Genomic DNA, 20,145 nt, shown 5'->3' with positions numbered 1-20,145 from the left:
GTGACACGGGCCGGGCGGATGTATCAGAGTGCGTCCGGGCCGGTCTCGCCGGTACGGATGCGGATGACCTGCTCCAACGGCATGACAAAGATCTTGCCATCGCCGATCTTGCCAGTGTTGGCGGTCTTGCTGATCGCCTCGATCACCTGATCGAGCATATCGTCGTCGATGGCGACTTCGATTTTCACTTTCGGCAGAAAGTCGACCACGTATTCAGCACCACGATAGAGTTCGGTATGGCCTTTCTGGCGACCGAAGCCCTTTACTTCCGTCACGGTCACGCCCTGAATCCCAATATCGGACAGAGCTTCACGAACGTCATCCAGCTTGAACGGCTTGATCACCGCGGAGACGAGTTTCATCATTCAAGTCCTCATAGATCTGTGGCTGTCCCACTTCGCTCCAGCCGGAAGGCCGGTGGAGAAACCATTGGCGCCAGTATACCCATAATCAAAAGGCTGCGCATATTATGCGCAGCCTGAATGTTGTCCGAAGGCAGGGAATTATTTCTTGCCGCCGGTAAATTCGGGGTAGGCTTCCATACCGCACTCAGCCAGGTCGACCCCTTCGTATTCTTCTTCTTCGCTGACGCGAATACCCATGACGGCTTTCAGAATCAGCCAGACAATCAGGCTTGCCACGAATACCCAACCGAAGATGGAGACGATACCCAGCAGCTGTGCGCCGAAGGTTGCGTCCGCATTGTTCAGCGGTACTGCCAGCAGACCCCAGATACCCACAACACCGTGAACGGAGATGGCGCCGACTGGGTCGTCGATGCGCAGCTTGTCCAGAGTGACGATGGAAATGACCACCAGGGCACCGCCGATTGCACCGATCAGGGTGGAAGCCAGCGCGCTCGGCGACAGCGGGTCAGCCGTGATGGCTACCAGACCAGCCAGTGCACCGTTCAGCGCCATGGTCAGGTCGGCCTTGCGGAACCAGAGGCGGGCCACGATCAGCGCGGCGATGACACCACCAGCGGCAGCTGCGTTGGTGTTGACGAACACTTCAGCAACAGCGTTGGCTTCACCGACGTCAGACAGCTTCAGTTCGGAACCACCGTTGAAACCGAACCAGCCCATCCACAGGATGAAGGTACCCAGTGTGGCCAGCGGCAGGTTGGCACCCGGAATCGCGTTGATTTCGCCATTCTTGCCGTATTTGCCCTTACGAGCGCCCAGGATCAGAACACCTGCCAGAGCGGCGGATGCGCCTGCCATGTGCACAATACCTGAACCGGCAAAGTCGGAAAAGCCTGCTTCGCTCAGGAAGCCACCACCCCAGGTCCAGTAACCTGAAGTCGGGTAGATGAAACCGGTCATGACAACAGCAAAGGCCAGGAAAGCCCAGAGCTTCATGCGTTCAGCCACGGCACCGGAGACGATGGACATGGCGGTTGCCACGAACACCACCTGGAAGAAGAAATCGGAACGAGCCGAGTAGTAGGGTGCGTCATCACCGCCAGCAAGCACGGCATCGACACCGTTCTCGTCACCGATCAGGGCGCCCAGGCTTGGCAGTACACCACCGGCATCGGAGCTGTACATGATGTAGTAGCCACACAGCAGGTACATGGTACAGGCGATGGCATAGAGAGCGACGTTCTTGGTCAGGATCTCGGTCGTGTTCTTGGCACGCACCAGACCTGCCTCAAGCATGGCGAAACCGGCCGCCATCCACATCACCAGCGCACCACACACCAGGAAGTAGAAGGTATCGACCGCATATTTCAGCTGGGTCAGATCCCCGGCTGTTGAGTTCAGCAGTTCTTCCATTGTTGTATCCTCCAGAGATAAATGGAATCGTGTTCAGACGGGGTCAAAGCGCATCGTGACCGGTTTCACCGGTACGGATACGAATCACCTGCTCCAGCGGGGTGACAAAAATCTTGCCATCACCGATTTTGCCGGTGTGAGAAGCCTTGGTGATGGCCTCAAGTACCTGATCGACAATTTCGTCGGCCACGGCGGCATCAATGCGCACCTTGGGCAGGAAATCGACGATATACTCGGCCCCGCGATAAAGTTCTGTGTGGCCCTTCTGACGGCCGAAGCCCTTGACCTCGGTAACGGTGATACCCTGCACGCCGATGTCGGACAGGGCTTCGCGTACGTCGTCAAGTTTGAATGGCTTGATGATCGCTGAAATCAGTTTCATGGCATCATTCCTCTGCTCAGTGTTCAGCTGGCGGCCACCCCGGAGTGGATGGCTGCGTTATGCCCGGTATAAGCGAAGGTTGTGCCAACTTGTTTTTATCTTTTTAAAACAGCTGGTTATGAGGAGAAGGTGTGATTGAGGCCTGGCACATGGCACTTAAACGGGCATCAGAGAGGTGATTTCATGCACCAGTATAGTGCATGCACCGCATGGGTGCGTGGCATCCAGTCTGACCTGACTGGCGTTCTGGTTTATAGTGACGGCTGAGAACCTATTGAATGTGGAGACCCGGATGATTCACCAAAAACTGATCGACAGCCTGTCCAGCCAGTTCAGCCAGCTGTTGAGCCATCGCCCTGAAATGCCGGGGCAGCAGGAGCTGCAGGGGCAGATTCGGAGCATGCTGCAGAGCAGCTTTGCCCGTCTGGATCTGGTGACACGGGATGAATTCGATGCCCAACAGGCGGTGCTGATGCGCACCCGTGAGCGCCTGGAGCAGCTGGAAGCGCGTCTGGCTGCGCTTGAGTCTGAGGGCATGGCCGCCGCAGAAGCGCCCGCCAGTGAGGCTGATGAGGCTGCCGACGCCCGCAATAACTGATTTTTCCTCTTCCCTGCATCTGAGCCAAGGATGGCCATATGTCGCTTGCCGTAATTCATACCCGGGCTCAGCTCGGTATCGAAGCACCTCCCGTTGCAGTTGAGGTGCATCTGTCCGGAGGCTTGCCCTCCATGTCGATCGTGGGGCTGCCTGAAACCGCAGTCAAGGAAAGTCGTGAGCGGGTGCGTAGCGCGCTCATCAACGCAGGTTTCGACTTTCCGCAACGCCGCGTCACCATCAACCTGGCACCGGCGGACCTGCCCAAGGAGGGTGGTCGTTATGATCTGGCCATTGCCATTGGTATCCTCTCGGCGTCCGGTCAGCTGAAGGGCTGGAAGGCGAGCACAACCGTGGAGGTGATCGGTGAGCTGGCGCTGTCCGGTGATATCCGTCCGGTGCGCGGCATTCTGCCTGCCGCCGTTGCTGCCGGTCGGATCGGTCGCTCGCTGGTCGTCGCCAGGGAAAATGCTGATGAAGCGGTGATGGCAGAAGGTACAGAGATATTTGCAGCCAGTCATCTGCTGGAACTGGTCGCTCACCTGACGCGGCAACAGCCGCTGGCTGCTGTGGTTGCCGGTGAATGCACTGAAAGAGTGCATTCGGTGCCGGACCTGGCGGATGTCAAAGGCCAGTTGCAGGCCCGTCGGGCCTTGGAAGTGGCGGCCGCGGGTGGGCATAACCTGCTTTTTTCAGGGCCTCCGGGGAGCGGTAAGAGCATGCTGGCTTCGCGTTTGCCAAGCCTGTTACCGCCACTGGATGTGGCACAGCGACTGGAAGTGGCGGCAATCGCATCCGTTTCGGGTCAGAGTGTGGCCCCGGCCTGTGCCGGGGTTCGGCCTTTCCGTAGCCCGCACCATACCGCATCGGCCATCGCCCTGGTTGGCGGTGGCAGTCACCCTCGGCCAGGCGAGATCTCTTTGGCCCATCAGGGCGTGCTGTTTCTTGATGAACTCCCCGAGTTTCCTCGCAGGGTGCTGGAAGTGTTACGTGAGCCTCTGGAAACCGGCGAGATTCTGATTTCAAGGGCGGCACGACAGACCCGCTATCCGGCTCGGTTCCAGCTCATAGCGGCCATGAATCCCTGCCCTTGCGGCTACCACGATGATGGCAGTGACCGCTGTATCTGCACGCCGGATCAGATTCGTCGATACCAGATGAAGATTTCGGGGCCCTTGCTCGACCGCATTGATCTGCAACTTCAGGTGCCGGCGTTGCCAGTCGAAACCCTGCTGCAATCGGCAACGGCGGGGGAGTCCAGTGCCGCTGTGCGGCAACGTGTGATCATTGCACTGGAGCGTCAACTTGAGCGGCAGGGTTGCATGAACCGCGAGCTGTCGGGGGCAGAACTGGAACAGGTATGCAGGCTGGACAGTGCAACTGAGGCTCTGCTGGTCAGAGTGATGCAGCAGAGTCAGCTATCGGCTCGGGGCTGTCATCGGTTGTTGCGAGTCGCCCGTACCCTGGCCGATCTGGCGGGACAGGCGGATGTCGGGCGTGAGCAGTTGCTGGAGGCGTTGGCGTTCAGAGGGCTTGCTGGCGGCGGTTGGTGTTGAGCAGACTGAGGAACTGCTCAAGGCAAACCGGGCGGCTGAAGAAGTACCCCTGGACCTGGTCACAATCATGACGAATCAGGAATTCCAGCTGAGCGCGGTTCTCGACGCCTTCGGCAATCACCTGTTTATTGAGATTGTGAGCGAGGTTGATGATGGCGCGCACGATCTCTTCGTCATCCGGGTTGCCGGGGATACCATCGACGAAGGACTTGTCGATTTTCAGAGTCGTGATCGGCAGCTTCTGCAGCAGGCTGAACGAGGAGTAGCCGGTGCCGAAGTCATCGAGCGAGAACTCCACCCCCTGGCTGCTCAGCTGGCGGATGGTTGAGCGTACATGCTCTTCGTCGCTGCACAGCGCGGTCTCGGTGAGTTCAAATTCCAGCGTACGGGTGTCCATCAGGTGTTGTTGCATCAAGCGCTCGATGGTGGGTGCCAGGTGGCGGTCCTGAAACTGACGGAATGACAGGTTGACACCAATACGCCCGTCCAGACCGGCCTCTTTCATCGCCGGCAGGGTCTTGCCTACCTCCTGGATGATCCAGTAGCCCAGGGGCACGATCAGTCCCGATGCCTCACAGGAGGGGATGAAACTGTCCGGTGTCTGCAGGCCGCGCTCGGGGTGCTGCCAGCGGATCAGGGCTTCGGCACCGCAGATGGAGCCGCGGCGCAGGTCGATACGTGGCTGATAGAAGAGCTCGAACTCTTCCCGTTGCAGAGCACGCCAGAGCTCGGGGTCGTAGCCGTTCATCAGGCTGGTGTCGATCGGCGGTATGGACGCATCGGTGTGGTCGTTGTGCAGCAGTTGCTGACAGTACCTCAGGATGCGGCGAATGGTATCCAGACTGCTGCCAGGCAGATAGAGGTAATCGTTCCAGGGGTCAGTCAGCAGAGGTTGCCAGTCCAACTGTTGCGGTGAGGAGCTCAACAGAACGACGGGCAGCCGGCTCAGTTGACTGCGTAGCTGCTCCATAAGCTGCCGGGCCTGCTCGGGACTTTCCACATCCAGAAGCACGATAGGCGCATCCAGGTGCTGCAGCACCGGAAGGGCAGCATCAACCGAATGGCAACGGCAAAAGCGGCCGCTCCACCAGGGTTGTAGCCAGTCCTGCCAGCATACTTCCAGTGCTTCAGAGGTACTGATCAGCACCAGCGGCGGCTGGGCAACAACTGATTCTGTGTTCGCTGTATCTACCTGCATGGTACTGCTTCCCCGTCACACCTGAATAAATTCCATTCAGCGGGAACTGAATTTCATCAGGGGGCCATGTCATAATAGGCGATGGCGTTCATCGCCCGAGGAGATTACCACGGTTTTTCAGTGTCCAGAAACAGTGTGGTGCAGCGGAAGCTTCAAGGGCAAGAATACGGCTCCAGATACAGCCACTTTCTTCCTTATCGACCGTTTTCTGACCAGGTTTAGTGTTTTTGAGGTGTCATGAGCAGACTTAATCCCCGTCAGCGTGAAGCGGTGCACTACATTGGCGGCCCGCTGCTGGTGCTGGCCGGTGCCGGCTCGGGCAAGACCAGCGTGATTACCCGCAAGATTGCCTGGATGATCCAGGAGGCCGGCTTCGAGGCTCGGCGCATCGCTGCGGTGACGTTCACCAACAAGGCGGCGCGCGAGATGAAAGAGCGTGTTAGCCAGTTGCTCAGTGGTCAGGAAGGGCGTGGGCTGACGGTGTCGACCTTTCACACTCTGGGGCTGTCGATCATCCGCCGCGAACGTAAGCATCTTGGCTTAAAGGCGGGATTCTCGCTGTTCGATGATCAGGACACCCGGGCGTTGTTGCGCGACCTGATGCTGCAGCATGACGAGGACACCGACAGGGTCAATGATATCCAGCATCGTATTTCCAACTGGAAAAACGATATGGTCACGCCGGATCAGGCGCTGGCGGAGGCGGAGCTGCCGGAGGACATTCTCGCGGCACGGGCCTATGAGTCGTACAACAGCCATCTGCGTGCCTACAACGCGGTCGATTTTGACGATCTGATTCTGCTGCCGGTGCAACTGTTCGCGGATCATCCGGATGTGCTGGAGCGCTGGCAGCGGCGCATCCAGTACCTGCTGGTGGACGAATATCAGGACACCAACCTGTCGCAGTACCGCCTGGTTCGCCAGCTGGTGGGGCATCGTGGCGGCCTGACCGTGGTCGGCGATGACGACCAGTCGATCTATGCCTGGCGGGGGGCCCGCCCCGAGAATCTGGCACAGTTGCAGACCGACTTTCCCAGTTTGAAAGTGGTCAAGCTGGAGCAGAACTACCGCTCGACCAGCCGTATCCTCAAGGCGGCCAACACCTTGATCGCCAACAATCCGCACGTGTTCGAGAAGACGCTGTGGAGCGAGATGGGCTTCGGTGAGCCCTTGCGGGTGATCCATGCCCGCAACGATGATGCCGAAGCGGAGCGGGTGGCGACCGAGATTCTGGATCGCCATCTGCGTCAGCGTATCGCCTTTCGCGATTTTGCCATTCTCTACCGCGGCAACCATCAGTCGCGCCTGGTGGAGATGAAACTGCAGAGCTACCAGATTCCCTACAAGCTGAGCGGTGGCACCTCGTTTTTCGCCCGTGCCGAGATCAAGGACCTGATGAGTTACCTCAAGGTGCTGATCAACCGTGACGATGACAACGCCTTTTTGCGCATCATCAATCTGCCGCGGCGCGAGATCGGTCCCAGTACCCTTCACAAGCTGGGGGAGTATGCCTCAGGACGAGAAGTAAGCCTGTTTGAAGCCTGTGGCGAGCTGGGTCTGGAGCAGGTGTTGCCGGCACAGGGCGTGGATCGGCTGCGGCGCTTTTGTGCCATGATCGATCGTCTCTACGCGCGTTGCCGCGAAGGTGACCCCATCGCCGCCATTCATGAGCTGATTGACGAGATCGATTATGCCGGCTGGATTCGTCAGAACGCCTCCAGCGAAGTGGTCGCTGAAAAGCGCATGCAGAATGTCTACTTCCTGATCGAGTCGCTGCAATCGACGTTGGAGCGCTTGCAGGAAGAGGACGAAGATGTCGGTATTGAGGATGCCATTGCCCGGCTGGTGCTGCTTGATATGCTCAATCGTCAGGAAGAGGAGGATGACTCAGACCGGGTGCAGCTGATGACACTGCATGCGTCCAAGGGACTGGAGTTCCCCCATGTGTTCCTGCTAGGCATGGAAGAGGAGCTGCTGCCCCACCGCAACAGTATCGAGATGGATACCATCGAGGAAGAACGGCGCCTGGCCTACGTTGGGATCACCCGGGCGAAGCAGACTCTGACCATGACCTTGGCCAAGCAACGTCGGCAGTTTGGCGAGTGGATCGAATGTATGCCCAGCCGTTTTCTGGATGAGCTGCCTCCGGAGGATGTGGAGCATGAGGGGCGGGGGGATGCGCGTCCTGAGCAGAACCGGGCGCGGGGACAGGCGACCTTGAACAGTCTCAAGGGCATGTTCGACGACCTCTGAGGACATTGCCGGGGCGAAATATCAGGTTCCCGCCCCGGCGACTGTCACCGGTTTTTCAACAGGCGTTATCCATATACCAGCTCCGGCAGCCAGGTCGCCAGACCGGTTTGCCAGGCCAGCAGGCCCAGAATAGCCAGCTGGATCAGGATGAACGGAATCACACCCTTGTAGATTTGCCCGGTAGAGATATGTGCCGGGGCCACCCCACGCAGGTAGAACAGGGCAAAGCCGAAGGGCGGGGTGAGGAAGGACGTCTGCAGGTTGATCGCCAGCATCACGCCCAGCCAGATCGGGTCCAGCCCCATGCTGAGCAGGATGGGAGCAACAATCGGAACGACCACAAAGGTGATCTCGATGAAATCGAGGAAGAAGCCGAGCAGAAACACGATCAGCATCACAATCGCCATGGCGCCCACGACACCACCGGGCAGGTCATGAAGGAAATCGCGTACCAGGTCATCGCCGCCGTAGCCACGGAACACCAGGGCGAAAATGGAAGCGCCAACCAGAATGATGAACACCATGGAGCTGACCTGGGTCGTGGAGCGCATCACTTCGTTTAGCGTCTTCAGACTGAAGGCTCCTCGCATGGCAGCCAGCGCCATGGCACCTACGGCACCCACGGACGCCGCCTCGGTCGGGGTGGCAAAACCGCCCAGAATCGAACCCAGCACCAGACCGATCAGCACCACGGGGGGAACCAGTGCCTTGAGTGCGCGTATCCAGAGGTTGGTGATCTGGCTCAGCTCTTCTTCAGGAATGGCCGGCACTGCCTGCGGGCGGGTAATGGCGATGAACACCATATAGCCGATATAGGCCACCACCAGCAGCATGCCCGGAATCAGTGCGCCGAGGAAAAGGTCGCCAACGGTAACGGTTTCCGGCGAAAAGATGCCCTGGTCGATCTGAGACTGCTGGTAGGCAGAGGAGATTACATCGCCCAGCAATACCAGCACGATCGATGGCGGGATAATCTGGCCCAGCGTACCGGACGCGCAGATGGTGCCGGTGGCAATGGCCGGATCATAACCGCGCTTGAGCATGGTCGGCAGCGACAGCAGGCCCATGGTGACCACGGTCGCACCGACGATGCCGGTACTGGCCGCCAGCAGCATGCCCACCAGAGTAACGGAAATCCCCAGGCCTCCGCGCATGGAGCCGAACAGGGCGGCCATGGTGTCAAGCAGTTCCTCGGCGATGCGCGATTTCTCCAGCATCACCCCCATGAATACGAACAGGGGAACGGCGATCAGCACTTCGTTGTTCATCACGCCGAAAATGCGGTTGGGGACTGCTTCCAGAAAGACGCTGTCGAAGTGACCGGTCAGGGTACCGATGGCGGCAAACAACAGACCGGTACCGGCCAGTGAAAAGGCCACCGAGTAGCCCATCAGCAGAATGATAATCGCACCAACGAACAGCAGCAGGGGCAAAAGTTCGATCACAGGGCATGCTCCTCTTCAGCAGGAGGCAGGTGGGCATTTCCGCTCAGGACCAGCAGGCTGCGCAGCAGCTCGGCGATTCCTTGCAGAACCATCATGGCCGGCATTGCCAGCAGGGCCGACTTCAGGATATAGCGATAGGCGATACCGCCGGCTTCCTGAGAGCCTTCCTGCAGTTCCCATGAGGTAGCGACATATTCCCAGGAGATCCAGAACAGGAAAATGCAGACCGGCAACAGCAGGAACAGGGTTCCGAACAGGTTGATCCAGGCCTTGCCCTTCTCGCTGAGTGGGCGGTAGATGATATCGACACGAACGTGTCCGTCATGCTTGAGGGTATAGGCAGCCCCGAGCAGGAACACGAAACTGTGCATGTAGATCACGGACTCCTGAAGGGCGATGTTGCCTTGTTCGAAGACGTAGCGCATGACGACGACGACAAAGGTAACCACGACCATCAGCAGCGTCAGCCAGGCGATCAGGCGGCCGGTCCATTCGCTGAAGCCGTCCAGCAGCCTGACCAGAGCGGCAGCAGTGGGGGATAGATTCATTTTTGTTCTCATTCAGAGTGGACAAACGGTCAAAAGTATATCAGCAAAAACCGGCAGGGCGGCACGCCTCATGACTACAGATCGGGCCGTCAAAACCGTACAATGGTCGAACAGACACCAAGGTGGAGACTTCCCATGACTGAACTGCTCAATCTGGAGCCCGAGCTGGAGACTTTCGAGCCCTGGCAGCTGACAGCCTTTTCGGCAGCGCTGACCGAGCGTATGTTCCCCAATTTTGCGCTCTTCGCACGTTTGGTCGAGTTTGGTGATGCAGCCAAGCTGCGCCAGATCCTCGACGGCGTATGGGATAGCCTGTCCGGCCAGGGCGCGAAGATGAACTTCGAGGTGCAGCTCGACGCAGTCGAGGCCAACATGCCGGATCTGGACGAATTTGACATGTACGGTGCGCTGCCGGCGCTGGACGCCGTGGTGGCGCTGAATGCCACGCTGAACTGCATTCTGGAGAAGGATGCATCGGTCGCGGCCAGTATCGGTCAGCTGTCCCGTGAGTGTGTGGCGACCTTCCTCGAAGTGAGCGAGGGTGATGACCAGATGTCCGACGAAGAGCTGGTCAAGTTGATCAATACCCACGACCTGATGCAGGCAGAAGACGCCTTTCGTGACGAGGTGATTGAGCGATTGCGCAGCCTGAAACACGCCAAGCCCGATTTCATCGCGGCCCTGCGTGAACTGGCACGCAATGAAGGGGTCAGTAACATCGGCATCAGTGACGACGATTGATCATGTTGCGCTTGGGACTGATATTGCTGGTGGTGCCGGCCGTGTTGTTGATGGCTGGCTACATGTTTGACCTTTCGCTGGCCGATGCCTGCCTGGATCAGGGCGGCTCCTGGAACTATCTCACCACTGAGTGTGATGATGCCGGGAAGGATCACCCCTTTGTGCCCTTTATGGTCCGTCACCCGCTCTGGGTGAACGGTGGCATGTTGCTGTCGGTCGTCGGGTTGCTGATTTGCATGGCCGGATTGTACCGCCGTCGCTGAGACCGATACGGAGTTTTCAATGCTGAAAAAGATCATCCTGGCGCTGGTGTTGATACCGGTGCTGATGGGACTGTTTTTGTGGCAGGTACAGCCCGCCTGGTGGCAGGCAATGCAGGCGGAATGGCTCGCGGACTTCAATGCCGAGCGGGCCGAGCAGGCCGAACTCTGGCGCGATCAGGGGCAGGCATTCGCACGGGGCAACGGTCAGACGGCGTGTCTGGAAAAGGCGCTCAGTGACTTCGATGGTTGCACCGGCTTTGAGTGTACCGTCAATCACGGTCGTTTCCTCAGGGCCTGCCTGGAAGCAGCCGAGCCTGACGAAGGGTTCTGCAATGACGTACCTGCGTTTCGCGAAGAGCCGACCGAAGATGATAAAAGCTGGGCCAAGCACGCCTGCTGGGACCGCAACATCCGTGGTGAAGGCTGCCGCCTGCTCATGCGTCAGCAGCAGCTGTTTTGCAGTTCCACCGGCGCCAATGTCACGGCCGGTGGAGATAAGGGCTAGTCAGATCGTCAGGACCAGCTTGCCGCGGATATGCCCCTTGGCGCTCAGCTGATGGGCCCTGGCCGCTTCACTGAGTGGCAGGCTGTCGGCCAGATTAAGCAGAACCTTGCCGGACGAGGCCAGCTTGGCAAGCTCCTGCAGCTGCTGTCCATCTGGACGGGCGCGAATGCCGCTGACATTCAGCCCCTGAGCTTCCCCGGCGGCGATCACCTCAGCCGCAGTGACCGATGGCAGGGTGACCATGCGGCCCTGAGGTGTCAGGCATGCCAGCGCCCGAATCGCGGTTTCACCCCCGACACCGTCAATGATCAGATCCACGTCGTGGATCAGGTTCTCGACCTGCTGACGGCCGTAGTCGATGACATCGTCACAGCCGAGGCTCTGCAGAAAACTCTTGTTGCCGGACGATGCCGTGCCGATCACATAGGCTCCTTTCCACTTGGCCAACTGCACCGCCAGATGACCCACACCCCCGGCTGCCGCCAGCACCAGTACCGACTGGCCGGGCTTGAGCTGACCCTCTTCGAACAGGGCCTGCCAGGCGGTCAGACCCGCCAGTCCCAGACCGGCAGCTGACTGGGGATCGAGAGCGGCAGGGCGGTGTGCGATCTGATCAGCGGGGGCGATCAGGTATTCGGCATAGCAGCCGGTTTCCTTGGGGAAATTGACGAAGCCCAGCACCTCTTCTCCGGCCCTGAACGCCGTCACCCCCTCTCCCAGGGATTCGATGGTGCCGGCGAACTCCCAACCGGGGCAGAAGGGCAGCGACTCGATGAAGGCACTGGCACCGCCCCCTGAACAGGTCTTCCAGTCGATCGGGTTGACGCCCGCTGCACGGTTGCGGATCAACACTTCACCCGGCCCCGGAACGGGCTTGTCGATGTCGTCCAGCTGCAGGTTCTCAGGGCCGCCAAAGGCATGGATGCGTATCGCTTTCATGTTAATCTCCCCGGTTTCTCGGTCCATTCACAGGCCGGTAACAGTCATCTACTGACAGCAAGAGTAAAGTGATCTCCACTGATCTGGCAAACGTTGTTACAAGGAGAATAGATGAAAGGTAACCCTGTTCGTGGCGCCAGCTATCTGCTGCGTGGTGCTGCCATGCTGCCTCAGCCCGGTATTCGGCACTTTGTGCTGGTCCCCTTGATGGTCAATGTGCTGCTGTTCATCGGCGCTATCTGGCTGTTGATCGAACAGTTCGGCGTTTGGGTCGACTACTGGCTGAGTTTTCTGCCTGGCTGGGCCGATTTTCTGACCTGGCTGTTCTGGCCGGTCTTTGCCTTGCTGGTGCTGGTGACCGTCTATTACGGTTTCAGTATCGTGGCCAATCTGATTGCGGCGCCGTTCAACGGCTTTCTGTCCGAAAAGGTTGAAAAGAAGTTGCGTGGCGCGCCGGTGACCGACGAAGGCTGGGCGGAAATGCTGGCGATGATTCCACGGGCCTTGCAGCGGGAGTTGCACAAGCTGGCCTATTACCTGCCGCGCTTTCTGCTGGTCCTGATTATCACCTTTATCCCGGGGGTGAACCTGATCGCGCCAGTGCTCTGGTTCCTGTTTGGTGCCTGGATGATGTCGATTCAGTACTGTGACTACCCGATGGATAACAACAAGGTCAGCTTTCGGCAGATGAAACAGTTGATGAAAGCGCGCCGCGTGACGTCGATCGGCTTTGGCGGTCTGGTGCAGCTGGGTATGCTGGTCCCGGTGATCAACCTGATCCTGATGCCGGCGGCTGTGGTGGGTGCCACTATCTTCTGGGTCGAAGAATACGCCAGCGAAGCGCGAGATATCACTCCCCGTCGTTGACCGGGACGACCATGTCGGGCGGGAAGTGGCAGGTAAAGGTGCTGCCCTTGCCCGGTATGCTGTCGATGCTCAGATGGGCATCGTGGCGGACCAGCACATGTTTGACGATGGCCAGCCCCAGGCCGGTACCACCGCTGGCAGAGGAGCGGCTTTCGTCGATGCGATAGAAGCGTTCGGTCAAGCGCGGGATATGCATGGCCTCGATGCCGATCCCGTCGTCACTGACGGAGAAGTGGCCGCCCTTGTGATCGACCCACCAGCGCAGCGTGATATGACCGTTGTCCGGGGTATAGCGTACGGCGTTGAACACCAGGTTGGAGAAGGCGCTTTGAAGCTCGTTGGCCTGACCCAGCAGGTCGTATTCCTTGTCCACATCCAGACTGAAGCTGTGACCACGGCCAGCGGCCAGGGCTTCGGCGTCTTCATGCATGCGCTGAATCAGATCATGGATCAATATTGGATGTTCATCGCTGATATGGTGGCTGGCCTCAAGGCGCGACAGCAGTAACAGGTCGGTAACCAGACCTTCCATGCGTCCGGCCTGCTGCTGCATCTGTTCAAGGCCGCGTTCCAGCGGGCGTGGCAGCGCCTGATCGAGAAAAGTTTCCAGATAACCCCGAATGACTGTCAGTGGTGTGCGCAACTCATGGGATGCATTGGCGACAAAGTCCTGTCGCGTCTGCTCAAGACGCATCAGACGGGTGATGTCACGCGCCACCAGCAGGCGGTCGCCTTCCCCGAACTTGGTAATCTGGTATTGCAGCTGAATATCGCCATTGATCGGAGATGGCAGTTCCAATGGTTCCTGATAATGCCCCTTGCGGAAGTAGCGCACAAAACGGGGATCACGCAGCAGATTCATCAGCGGTTTGCCGCGGTCAGAGGTCGCTTTTAACCCCAGTAGGCGATCGGCAGAGCGGTTCCACCACTCCAGATTGTTCTGGTTGTCGATGATGACAATGGCGTCGTTGAGCGCGGCCGAGGACTGCTGAAAGCGGGAGATGATGCCGCGCAAATACTGCTCGCGCGAACGACTGCGCTTCTGCAGGCGCGACAGCTCGTCGAACAGATCGCCCCAGGCGCCATCCGCTTCCGGGGGTTCTGAGCCATCCTCGCGCTGTAGCCAGTCACTGAGTCGATTAAACTGACGAACCTGCTTCAGGCTCCACAGCAGAAGTCCCAGGCTGAGCCCTGCCATCGGATAGCCGAATAGAAGGCCAACCAGCAAGCCGGTGGAGGCCAGTGCCATCAGACTGATAATCAGGGCGTGTCGTGATACATGCATCGAGAGGCTCCATCCTGTGGTCGATCATGCCGGTGGGGACCGACAAGTTCAAGCGACCTTGGCCGAGAAGCGGTAACCGGTGCCCCGTACAGTCTGGACCAGATAGTCATGACGCTCACCCAGCGCCTTGCGCAGGCGACGGATATGCACATCCACGGTGCGCTCTTCGACGTAGACGTTGCCGCCCCAGACCATATCCAGCAGCTGGCTGCGGGAATAGGCGCGGTCCGGATGGGTCATGAAGAACTGTAACAGGCGGAACTCGGTGGGTCCCAGATCGACCGGCAGGTCATCGGCGGTCACGCGATGAGAAACCGGGTCCAGTGTCAGGCCGTCGACAGTGACGGGTTCTTCCACACCCTTGGGGGTTGTGCGGCGCAGGACCGCCTTGAGGCGAGCAACCAGTTCACGGGGTGAAAAGGGCTTGGTGATGTAGTCATCAACACCCGCTTCCAGTCCCTTGATCTTGTTGTCTTCATCCGTCTTGGCCGTCAGCATGATGATCGGGATATCGGCGGTCACTTCTTCCTTGCGCAGGCGACGTGCAAACTCGATTCCGCTGGTGCCGGGCATCATCCAGTCCAGCAGCACCATGTCCGGCTTGTTGTCCACGATCTGGGCATGAGCGTCCTGGGCATTGTCGGCTTCGCTACATTCGTAGCCGGCCATTTCCAGGGCAACGGCGATCATCTCACGGATAGGTGCTTCGTCATCGACGATCAGCACGCGTTTTGATGCAGACATCGTTTTCTGCCTCATCTACAGGTGTTATCGGAGGCCTCTATTACAAGACGTTTCCGTTACACTAATATGACACAGACCTGCATAAACGGGTATCTGTCATAAAAGATCAGCAATTTCCTGCGCTTAGCGGCTGGTGTAGTCCAGAATAATCGCGATCAGCACGACCAGTTCGGCATAATGGTTATTGAGAAAGGCGCGGAAACAGGGCATGCGTTCACGGTGGCGAATCAGCCACTGCTGATACATGAAGAAGCCCAGAGCGCCCACCAGTCCCAAGTGGAACCAAAGGCCCATCTGCTCTAATTGCCCTACCCAGATCAGGATGACCAGTGCGGCCAGCTGCAACAGGCCAATGATCAGCTTGTCATGTTGGCCGAACAGCACAGCGGTGGATTTGACGCCTATTTTCAGGTCGTCGTCACGGTCCACCATGGCGTACTGAGTGTCATAGGCCACGGTCCACAGTATCTTGGCTGCGTACAACAGCCAGGCGGTCAGTGGCAGCTGTGCCTGCACGGCGGTAAAGGCCATAGGAATCGCCCAGCCGAAGGCCGCACCGAGCACTACCTGTGGCAAATGGGTATAACGTTTCATGAACGGGTAGACAAAGGCCAGCGCGAGACCGCCGAAGGACATCAGGATGGTCAGGGTATTGGTGAGCAGCACCAGCAGAAATGAGATCAGCATCAGGCCGATGAACAGGCCTATCGCTTCACGCTCAGTGACCCGGCCCGATGGCAGGGGACGTTGATGCGTGCGTTTCACGTGTCCGTCGATATGGCGATCGGCAAAGTCGTTGATTACGCAGCCGGCAGAGCGGGTCAGGAATACGCCAAGGCTGAAGATGAGCAACAGCTCCAGCGAAGGTGTGCCTTGCGCGGCAATCCACAATGCCCAGAGCGTAGGCCACAGCAGCAGGTAGGTGCCAATAGGCTTGTCGGCACGCATCAGATGGATATAGGCCTGCAGGCGCTCTTTCAAAGGGCGTTCGGCTGAAGCTTGCACGGGTTACTCCTGCTCGGTAAATCAGAGCGGGTATTGTACGTGCTCCATCGCCGGGAGAAAAACCTCACATACCAGCAAAGGCTTGTTGTGCAGTCGGAATACGGAGCGCCGGGCCCAGAGCTGGCTGCCGTCATCATCCTGCAGGCAGCAGGCCATCAGCGGGCCGCGTGCCAGGCTGGGATCACTGAACATCAACGACCCCAGGGATCGATTGCCGAGCAGGGCCAGACGTCGCTCGCGGCCGGTCAAGGTCGTGGCGGGCAGCACGGAACGTGCGTAGACCCAGGGGGTGCCGTTACGGCCCAGCAGTTCCACTTCGCGGATCAGGGCCAGCTGACGTGGTGGCATGTTCAGCGCACGGGCTTCATCGCGGGAGGGCGTCGCCCAGCGCTGTGACAGCACGCGCACGGCAAACTCGCCGCCAGCGGCACGGGTCAGGCGTTGGGTCAAGGAGCCGGTGTCCTGCAACCATGGACGCCAATGATGGGGTGCATCATGGACACCATCGGCGCACGTCCAGCGATTCAGTTTAAGCGGATTGAGAAGGGCACTACGGGCTGACACGTCCACCGATTCCAGAAAACGAAAGGTGAGAGTGTAGCATCAGGCAGCGACAACTGCTGACGATAAAAACGTCAGCAGTTGTGCTGTAAGACCAGCGGGCAAGGGCTTACTCTTCGTTGCCCTCATCCTGAAGGCTGCCCTCGGCTTCTTCCTGTACCGTCTGCTTCATCTGCTTGAGGCTCTGGTGGCGCACGTCGGTACCACTGACCTGATAGATCAGGTGCTCGGACAGGTTGCGGGCATGGTCGCCGATACGCTCCAGGCTGCGCAGTACCCAGATCACGTTGAGCACGTTGGAGATGGCACGGGCATCCTCCATCATGTAGGTGACCAGGGAACGCATGGCGGTCCGGTATTCCTGATCGACGTTCTTGTCCTGCTTGGCCACGCGGTAAGCCATTTCCAGGTCATTACGGGCAAATGCAGTGAGCACGTCCTTGACCATGTCGCGTACCAGGTTGCCGATATGGCGGACTTCCTGGAAGCCGCGCTGGTTGGCGCCGCTGTCGGCCAGTTCGATCGCCATCTTGCAGATGCGAGTGGCTTCATCACCGATGCGCTCCAGATCGGCGACTGCACGGCTGATCGATACGATCAGGCGCAGGTCGCTGGCGGCCGGTTGGCGACGGGCGATGGTGGTGGTGCACTGCTCGTCGATCATCAGTTCCATGGCATTGGTCTGCTGGTCGATGCGGCGGGACTGTTCGGCCAGTTCCACATCACCGTTCAGCAGTGCCTCAATGGCATCGCTCACCTGACGTTCAACGATGCCACCCATGGTCAGCATCTGTGTGCGGATTTTCTCCAGCTCTTCGTTGAACTGCTGGGAGATATGGGTCGAGTAATTAGCGTTTTCGAGTTCCACGATCGGTTTCTCCGTTGCTGGCACGGGCCACATTAACCGTAACGGCCGGTGATGTAATCTTCAGTCTGTTTCTTTTCCGGTTTGGTGAACAGTGCGTCGGTAGCACCAAACTCGATCAGATCGCCCATGTACATGAAAGCGGTGTAGTCGGAGACGCGGGCCGCCTGCTGCATGTTGTGGGTCACGATAACGATGGTGAAGTTATCCTTGAGTTCGTGGATCAGTTCCTCGATTTTCAGTGTTGAGATCGGGTCCAGAGCTGAAGCCGGTTCGTCCAGCAGCAGCACTTCCGGCTTCACCGCGACAGTACGGGCGATGACCAGACGCTGTTGCTGGCCACCGGACATGCCCAGTGCGCTCTCGTGCAGGCGGTCCTTGACCTCATCCCAGAGGGCAGCGGAACGCAGTGCCCACTCAACGGTTTCGTCGATCACGCGCTTCTTGTTGATCCCCTGGATACGCAGGCCATAAGCCACGTTTTCGTAGATTGATTTGGGGAAGGGGTTCGGTTTCTGGAACACCATGCCGACACGGCGGCGCAGGTCCGCAACGTTGACGGTGCGATCGTAGATATTGTCACCGTCGAGCAGGATCTTGCCAGTGATGTTGCAGCTGTCGACCAGATCGTTCATGCGGTTGAAGCAACGCAGCAGCGTGGACTTACCGCAGCCGGACGGACCGATGAACGCAGTCACGCGGTTCTTCGGGATATCCATGTTAATGCCGTGGAGGGCTTCCTTGTCGCCGTAGCTCAGGCGCAGGTCCTGAACCTGCAGTGTGATCTGCTCGTCGGCCAGGTTCAGGTTGCTCTCGCCGCGCTGCATGGAGGCAATATCGATGGCGTGGGTTTTGGCTTCGCTAGTCATATCGGTAAACCTTCAAATTATCAGTCTTTAGCGGGCGATTACATCTCAAGCGCTTTGTATTTTTCGCGCAGGTGGTTGCGGATCGCGATGGCCGAGAAGTTCAGCAGGGCGATCACCACCACCAGCAGGAACGCGGTGGCATAGACCAGCGGACGGGCCGCTTCCACGTTCGGGCTCTGGAAACCAACATCATAGATGTGGAAGCCCAGGTGCATGAATTTCTGATCCAGGTGCAGGAACGGGTAGTTGCCGTCCAGTGGCAGGCTCGGGGCCAGCTTGACCACACCCACCAGCATCAGCGGTGCCACTTCACCGGCCGCACGGGCAATCGCCAGAATCACGCCGGTCATCATTGCCGGGCTGGCCATCGGCAGCACCACTTTCATCAGGGTTTCGAACTTGGTCGCACCCAGTGCCAGGGAGCCTTCACGGACCGAGCGCGGGATTCGGGCCAGGCCCTCTTCAGTCGCCACGATCACCACCGGTACAGTCAACAGTGCCAGGGTGATGGAGGCCCACATCAGGCCACCGGTACCGAAGGTCGGTGCCGGCTTGGCTTCCGGGAAGAACAGGTCGTCAATGGTGCCACCCAGGAAGTAGACGAAGAAGCCGAGGCCGAATACCCCGTATACAATGGACGGTACACCGGCCAGGTTGTTCACCGCAATGCGAATCAGGCGGGTCACAAAACCCTGCTTGGCGTATTCGCGCAGGTAGACGGCGGCAATGACACCGAACGGGGTGACCAGTACGGACATCAGGATCACCATCATCACGGTGCCGAAGATCGCCGGGAAGATGCCGCCTTCGGTATTGGCTTCACGCGGCTCGTCGGAGAGGAACTCCCACAGCTTGGCCGCATAATGCATCAGCTTGTCACCGGTACCCATGTTGTTGGGCAGGAAGGCACGGACAACCTTTGCCAGACTGATTTCGACTTCACGACCATCAGCGATCTCGGCCACGAAGCTGTCACGGTTGATCTGGGTGTAGAGGTCGATCAGATCCTGCTGCAGCACTTCATAGTCGGCATTCAGCTCGGCGCGGCGAGCTTCGATGTCGGCATAGGCCTGAGCGTCGGTGGACTGTTTCAGCTCCAGCGAACGCTCTTTCAGGCGCAGGCGTTCCAGCTCGTAGTTGATGCTGCCGATCTTGTGCTTCTCGATCTCCAGGATCTGCTCACGGATCTCCAGTACACGATCAAGTCGATCCTGGAACGTTGCCCAGAGGTTGAGGTACTCATCCGACTTGGCATGGCCTTCGTAACGGGTAACGGTTTCACCGTTTTCACGGATTTCGCGCAGATAACCGTAGAAGTTGCCCCATTCCAGGCGCTCTGCCGCCATGATCATTTCGGGGTAGGTCTTGTCCGTAATCAGGTGGTCCATCGCCCAGACGAAGTCGGCTGAACCGAAATCACGGTTGCCCACCTTGAGCAGGTCACGGCGCATCGCTTCCACGCCTTCCGGAACCTCAACGCCGGCGCCCCGCAGCTGCTCGGCCGGTACCATCTCCTGCTGCACCATCTCACCCATGATGCGGCGGCTTTGCTCGCCCTGAGTGTAGGTGGCCTGGATCACGTCGGCAGGCCAGAAGTGGGCCAGGCCGCGTACGGCGATCAGGCCCAGCAGGCCGACCACCATGATGACACAGATCGCCACAGCGCCGGCATTCAACCAGACCCAGGGAGAGCCGGACTTGGTCCATTCGCTTACTGAATAACGCATCTATCTAATCCTCACTCTC

At 58.9% G+C, this 20,145-nt stretch carries 21 protein-coding genes; 7 read left to right on the top strand and 14 right to left on the bottom strand.

All coding sequences use genetic code 11. The annotated features are described in order from the left end of the window. Window positions 1-23: 23 nt before the first annotated feature. From glnK (LN244_RS15915) to glnK (LN244_RS15905), 3 genes are all read right to left on the bottom strand, one after another. Entirely contained in the window at window positions 24-362 is a 339-nt protein-coding gene (gene glnK, locus LN244_RS15915; RefSeq protein WP_106591655.1) for a P-II family nitrogen regulator, read from the bottom strand. A 141-nt stretch (window positions 363-503) separates the two neighbouring features. Next, entirely contained in the window at window positions 504-1,778 is a 1,275-nt protein-coding gene (locus tag LN244_RS15910) for an ammonium transporter (RefSeq protein WP_239040732.1), read from the bottom strand. Between the two features lie 43 nt (window positions 1,779-1,821). Continuing rightward, window positions 1,822-2,160, bottom strand: a complete 339-nt coding sequence (gene glnK / locus LN244_RS15905; protein ID WP_239040731.1) for a P-II family nitrogen regulator — start codon at window positions 2,158-2,160, stop codon at window positions 1,822-1,824. A gap of 292 nt (window positions 2,161-2,452) precedes the next feature. On the opposite strand from glnK (LN244_RS15905), the gene LN244_RS15900 reads away from it, so the two are divergent. Beyond that, entirely contained in the window at window positions 2,453-2,758 is a 306-nt protein-coding gene (locus tag LN244_RS15900) for an accessory factor UbiK family protein (RefSeq protein WP_239040730.1), read from the top strand. 38 nt (window positions 2,759-2,796) lie between these two features. Continuing rightward, the gene (locus LN244_RS15895; RefSeq protein WP_239040729.1) at window positions 2,797-4,311 is read left to right on the top strand and encodes a YifB family Mg chelatase-like AAA ATPase; all 1,515 of its coding nucleotides are present in this window, start codon (window positions 2,797-2,799) and stop codon (window positions 4,309-4,311) included. On the opposite strand, the gene LN244_RS15890 is transcribed toward LN244_RS15895, so the two are convergent. Beyond that, a complete protein-coding gene (locus LN244_RS15890) occupies window positions 4,280-5,509 on the bottom strand; it encodes a two-component system response regulator (RefSeq protein WP_239040728.1) in 1,230 nt (409 codons plus the stop codon). The two genes, LN244_RS15895 and LN244_RS15890, sit on opposite strands and share 32 nt — an antisense overlap. A 237-nt stretch (window positions 5,510-5,746) precedes the next feature. Between LN244_RS15890 and rep the strand changes: the two genes are divergently transcribed. Further along, a complete protein-coding gene (gene rep / locus LN244_RS15885; protein WP_239040727.1) occupies window positions 5,747-7,762 on the top strand; it encodes a DNA helicase Rep in 2,016 nt (671 codons plus the stop codon). Window positions 7,763-7,827: 65 nt separating this feature from the next. Here the strand turns inward: rep and LN244_RS15880 are convergent, their stop codons facing one another. Both LN244_RS15880 and LN244_RS15875 read right to left on the bottom strand, forming a co-directional pair. Beyond that, window positions 7,828-9,207: a TRAP transporter large permease gene (locus LN244_RS15880; RefSeq protein ID WP_239040726.1), complete on the bottom strand. Its 1,380-nt coding sequence runs from the start codon at window positions 9,205-9,207 to the stop codon at window positions 7,828-7,830. Further along, window positions 9,204-9,755 carry a TRAP transporter small permease subunit gene (locus LN244_RS15875; protein WP_239040725.1) on the bottom strand — a complete coding sequence of 184 codons (552 nt, stop codon included), beginning with the start codon at window positions 9,753-9,755 and terminating at the stop codon, window positions 9,204-9,206. The genes LN244_RS15880 and LN244_RS15875 overlap by 4 nt, the downstream gene beginning before the upstream one ends. Window positions 9,756-9,890: 135 nt before the next feature. Here LN244_RS15875 and LN244_RS15870 point away from each other — a divergent pair, with 135 nt between their 5' ends. The 3 genes from LN244_RS15870 to LN244_RS15860 are packed head-to-tail and all read left to right on the top strand — an operon-like array spanning window position 9,891 to window position 11,264. Continuing rightward, entirely contained in the window at window positions 9,891-10,496 is a 606-nt protein-coding gene (locus LN244_RS15870) for a YjaG family protein (protein ID WP_239040724.1), read from the top strand. A gap of 2 nt (window positions 10,497-10,498) precedes the next feature. Further along, on the top strand, window positions 10,499-10,759 hold the full coding sequence (locus LN244_RS15865; RefSeq protein WP_239040723.1) for a hypothetical protein: 261 nt from the start codon (window positions 10,499-10,501) through the stop codon (window positions 10,757-10,759). A 19-nt stretch (window positions 10,760-10,778) separates the two neighbouring features. Continuing rightward, window positions 10,779-11,264, top strand: a complete 486-nt coding sequence (locus tag LN244_RS15860) for a hypothetical protein (RefSeq protein ID WP_239040722.1) — start codon at window positions 10,779-10,781, stop codon at window positions 11,262-11,264. Here the strand turns inward: LN244_RS15860 and LN244_RS15855 are convergent, their stop codons facing one another. Then, on the bottom strand, window positions 11,265-12,203 hold the full coding sequence (locus tag LN244_RS15855) for an NADP-dependent oxidoreductase (RefSeq protein WP_239040721.1): 939 nt from the start codon (window positions 12,201-12,203) through the stop codon (window positions 11,265-11,267). A 111-nt stretch (window positions 12,204-12,314) separates the two neighbouring features. On the opposite strand from LN244_RS15855, the gene cysZ reads away from it, so the two are divergent. After that, a complete protein-coding gene (cysZ, locus tag LN244_RS15850; protein ID WP_239040720.1) occupies window positions 12,315-13,070 on the top strand; it encodes a sulfate transporter CysZ in 756 nt (251 codons plus the stop codon). Here cysZ and phoR read toward each other — a convergent pair. From phoR to pstA, 7 genes are all read right to left on the bottom strand, one after another. Then, entirely contained in the window at window positions 13,054-14,355 is a 1,302-nt protein-coding gene (gene phoR, locus LN244_RS15845; RefSeq protein ID WP_239040719.1) for a phosphate regulon sensor histidine kinase PhoR, read from the bottom strand. The genes cysZ and phoR overlap by 17 nt on opposite strands. Before the next feature lie 48 nt (window positions 14,356-14,403). Then, on the bottom strand, window positions 14,404-15,099 hold the full coding sequence (gene phoB, locus LN244_RS15840) for a phosphate regulon transcriptional regulator PhoB (protein WP_239040718.1): 696 nt from the start codon (window positions 15,097-15,099) through the stop codon (window positions 14,404-14,406). Window positions 15,100-15,222: 123 nt separating this feature from the next. Next, window positions 15,223-16,104, bottom strand: coding sequence for a 4-hydroxybenzoate octaprenyltransferase (gene ubiA, locus LN244_RS15835; protein ID WP_275424697.1), 882 nt, complete (start codon window positions 16,102-16,104; stop codon window positions 15,223-15,225). Window positions 16,105-16,125: 21 nt separating this feature from the next. Then, complete coding sequence (locus LN244_RS15830) at window positions 16,126-16,668, bottom strand: chorismate--pyruvate lyase family protein (protein WP_239040717.1); 543 nt, start codon at window positions 16,666-16,668, stop codon at window positions 16,126-16,128. Window positions 16,669-16,774: 106 nt separating this feature from the next. Next, on the bottom strand, window positions 16,775-17,533 hold the full coding sequence (phoU, locus tag LN244_RS15825; protein ID WP_239040716.1) for a phosphate signaling complex protein PhoU: 759 nt from the start codon (window positions 17,531-17,533) through the stop codon (window positions 16,775-16,777). A 32-nt stretch (window positions 17,534-17,565) separates the two neighbouring features. Next, window positions 17,566-18,399, bottom strand: coding sequence for a phosphate ABC transporter ATP-binding protein PstB (gene pstB, locus LN244_RS15820; protein ID WP_275424696.1), 834 nt, complete (start codon window positions 18,397-18,399; stop codon window positions 17,566-17,568). Between the two features lie 38 nt (window positions 18,400-18,437). Continuing rightward, window positions 18,438-20,126 (bottom strand): phosphate ABC transporter permease PstA, encoded by a 1,689-nt coding sequence (gene pstA, locus LN244_RS15815; RefSeq protein ID WP_239040715.1) that lies wholly within the window; start codon window positions 20,124-20,126, stop codon window positions 18,438-18,440. Window positions 20,127-20,145: the final 19 nt, after the last annotated feature.

Origin of the sequence: Marinobacterium sediminicola, from assembly GCF_022343685.1 — a bacterium.
In the GTDB taxonomy this organism is placed as follows: domain Bacteria; phylum Pseudomonadota; class Gammaproteobacteria; order Pseudomonadales; family Balneatricaceae; genus Marinobacterium; species Marinobacterium sediminicola.
The sequence above is the reverse complement of the archived record's forward strand: the minus strand, read 5'-3'. Positions and strand labels throughout refer to the sequence as shown.

What these genes read in the sequence shown, in the direction of transcription:
- LN244_RS15910 (WP_239040732.1), bottom strand. Translation starts at nt 1,778, where the DNA reads ATGGAAGAACTGCTGAACTCAACAGCCGGGGATCTGACCCAGCTGAAA.
- LN244_RS15890 (WP_239040728.1), bottom strand. Translation starts at nt 5,509, where the DNA reads ATGCAGGTAGATACAGCGAACACAGAATCAGTTGTTGCCCAGCCGCCG.
- pstA (WP_239040715.1), bottom strand. Translation starts at nt 20,126, where the DNA reads ATGCGTTATTCAGTAAGCGAATGGACCAAGTCCGGCTCTCCCTGGGTC.
- cysZ (WP_239040720.1), top strand. Translation starts at nt 12,315, where the DNA reads ATGAAAGGTAACCCTGTTCGTGGCGCCAGCTATCTGCTGCGTGGTGCT.
- rep (WP_239040727.1), top strand. Translation starts at nt 5,747, where the DNA reads ATGAGCAGACTTAATCCCCGTCAGCGTGAAGCGGTGCACTACATTGGC.
- LN244_RS15860 (WP_239040722.1), top strand. Translation starts at nt 10,779, where the DNA reads ATGCTGAAAAAGATCATCCTGGCGCTGGTGTTGATACCGGTGCTGATG.
- LN244_RS15855 (WP_239040721.1), bottom strand. Translation starts at nt 12,203, where the DNA reads ATGAAAGCGATACGCATCCATGCCTTTGGCGGCCCTGAGAACCTGCAG.
- LN244_RS15865 (WP_239040723.1), top strand. Translation starts at nt 10,499, where the DNA reads ATGTTGCGCTTGGGACTGATATTGCTGGTGGTGCCGGCCGTGTTGTTG.
- glnK (WP_106591655.1), bottom strand. Translation starts at nt 362, where the DNA reads ATGAAACTCGTCTCCGCGGTGATCAAGCCGTTCAAGCTGGATGACGTT.
- LN244_RS15870 (WP_239040724.1), top strand. Translation starts at nt 9,891, where the DNA reads ATGACTGAACTGCTCAATCTGGAGCCCGAGCTGGAGACTTTCGAGCCC.
- LN244_RS15900 (WP_239040730.1), top strand. Translation starts at nt 2,453, where the DNA reads ATGATTCACCAAAAACTGATCGACAGCCTGTCCAGCCAGTTCAGCCAG.
- LN244_RS15895 (WP_239040729.1), top strand. Translation starts at nt 2,797, where the DNA reads ATGTCGCTTGCCGTAATTCATACCCGGGCTCAGCTCGGTATCGAAGCA.
- LN244_RS15875 (WP_239040725.1), bottom strand. Translation starts at nt 9,755, where the DNA reads ATGAATCTATCCCCCACTGCTGCCGCTCTGGTCAGGCTGCTGGACGGC.
- glnK (WP_239040731.1), bottom strand. Translation starts at nt 2,160, where the DNA reads ATGAAACTGATTTCAGCGATCATCAAGCCATTCAAACTTGACGACGTA.
- phoR (WP_239040719.1), bottom strand. Translation starts at nt 14,355, where the DNA reads ATGCATGTATCACGACACGCCCTGATTATCAGTCTGATGGCACTGGCC.
- pstB (WP_275424696.1), bottom strand. Translation starts at nt 18,399, where the DNA reads ATGACTAGCGAAGCCAAAACCCACGCCATCGATATTGCCTCCATGCAG.
- phoB (WP_239040718.1), bottom strand. Translation starts at nt 15,099, where the DNA reads ATGTCTGCATCAAAACGCGTGCTGATCGTCGATGACGAAGCACCTATC.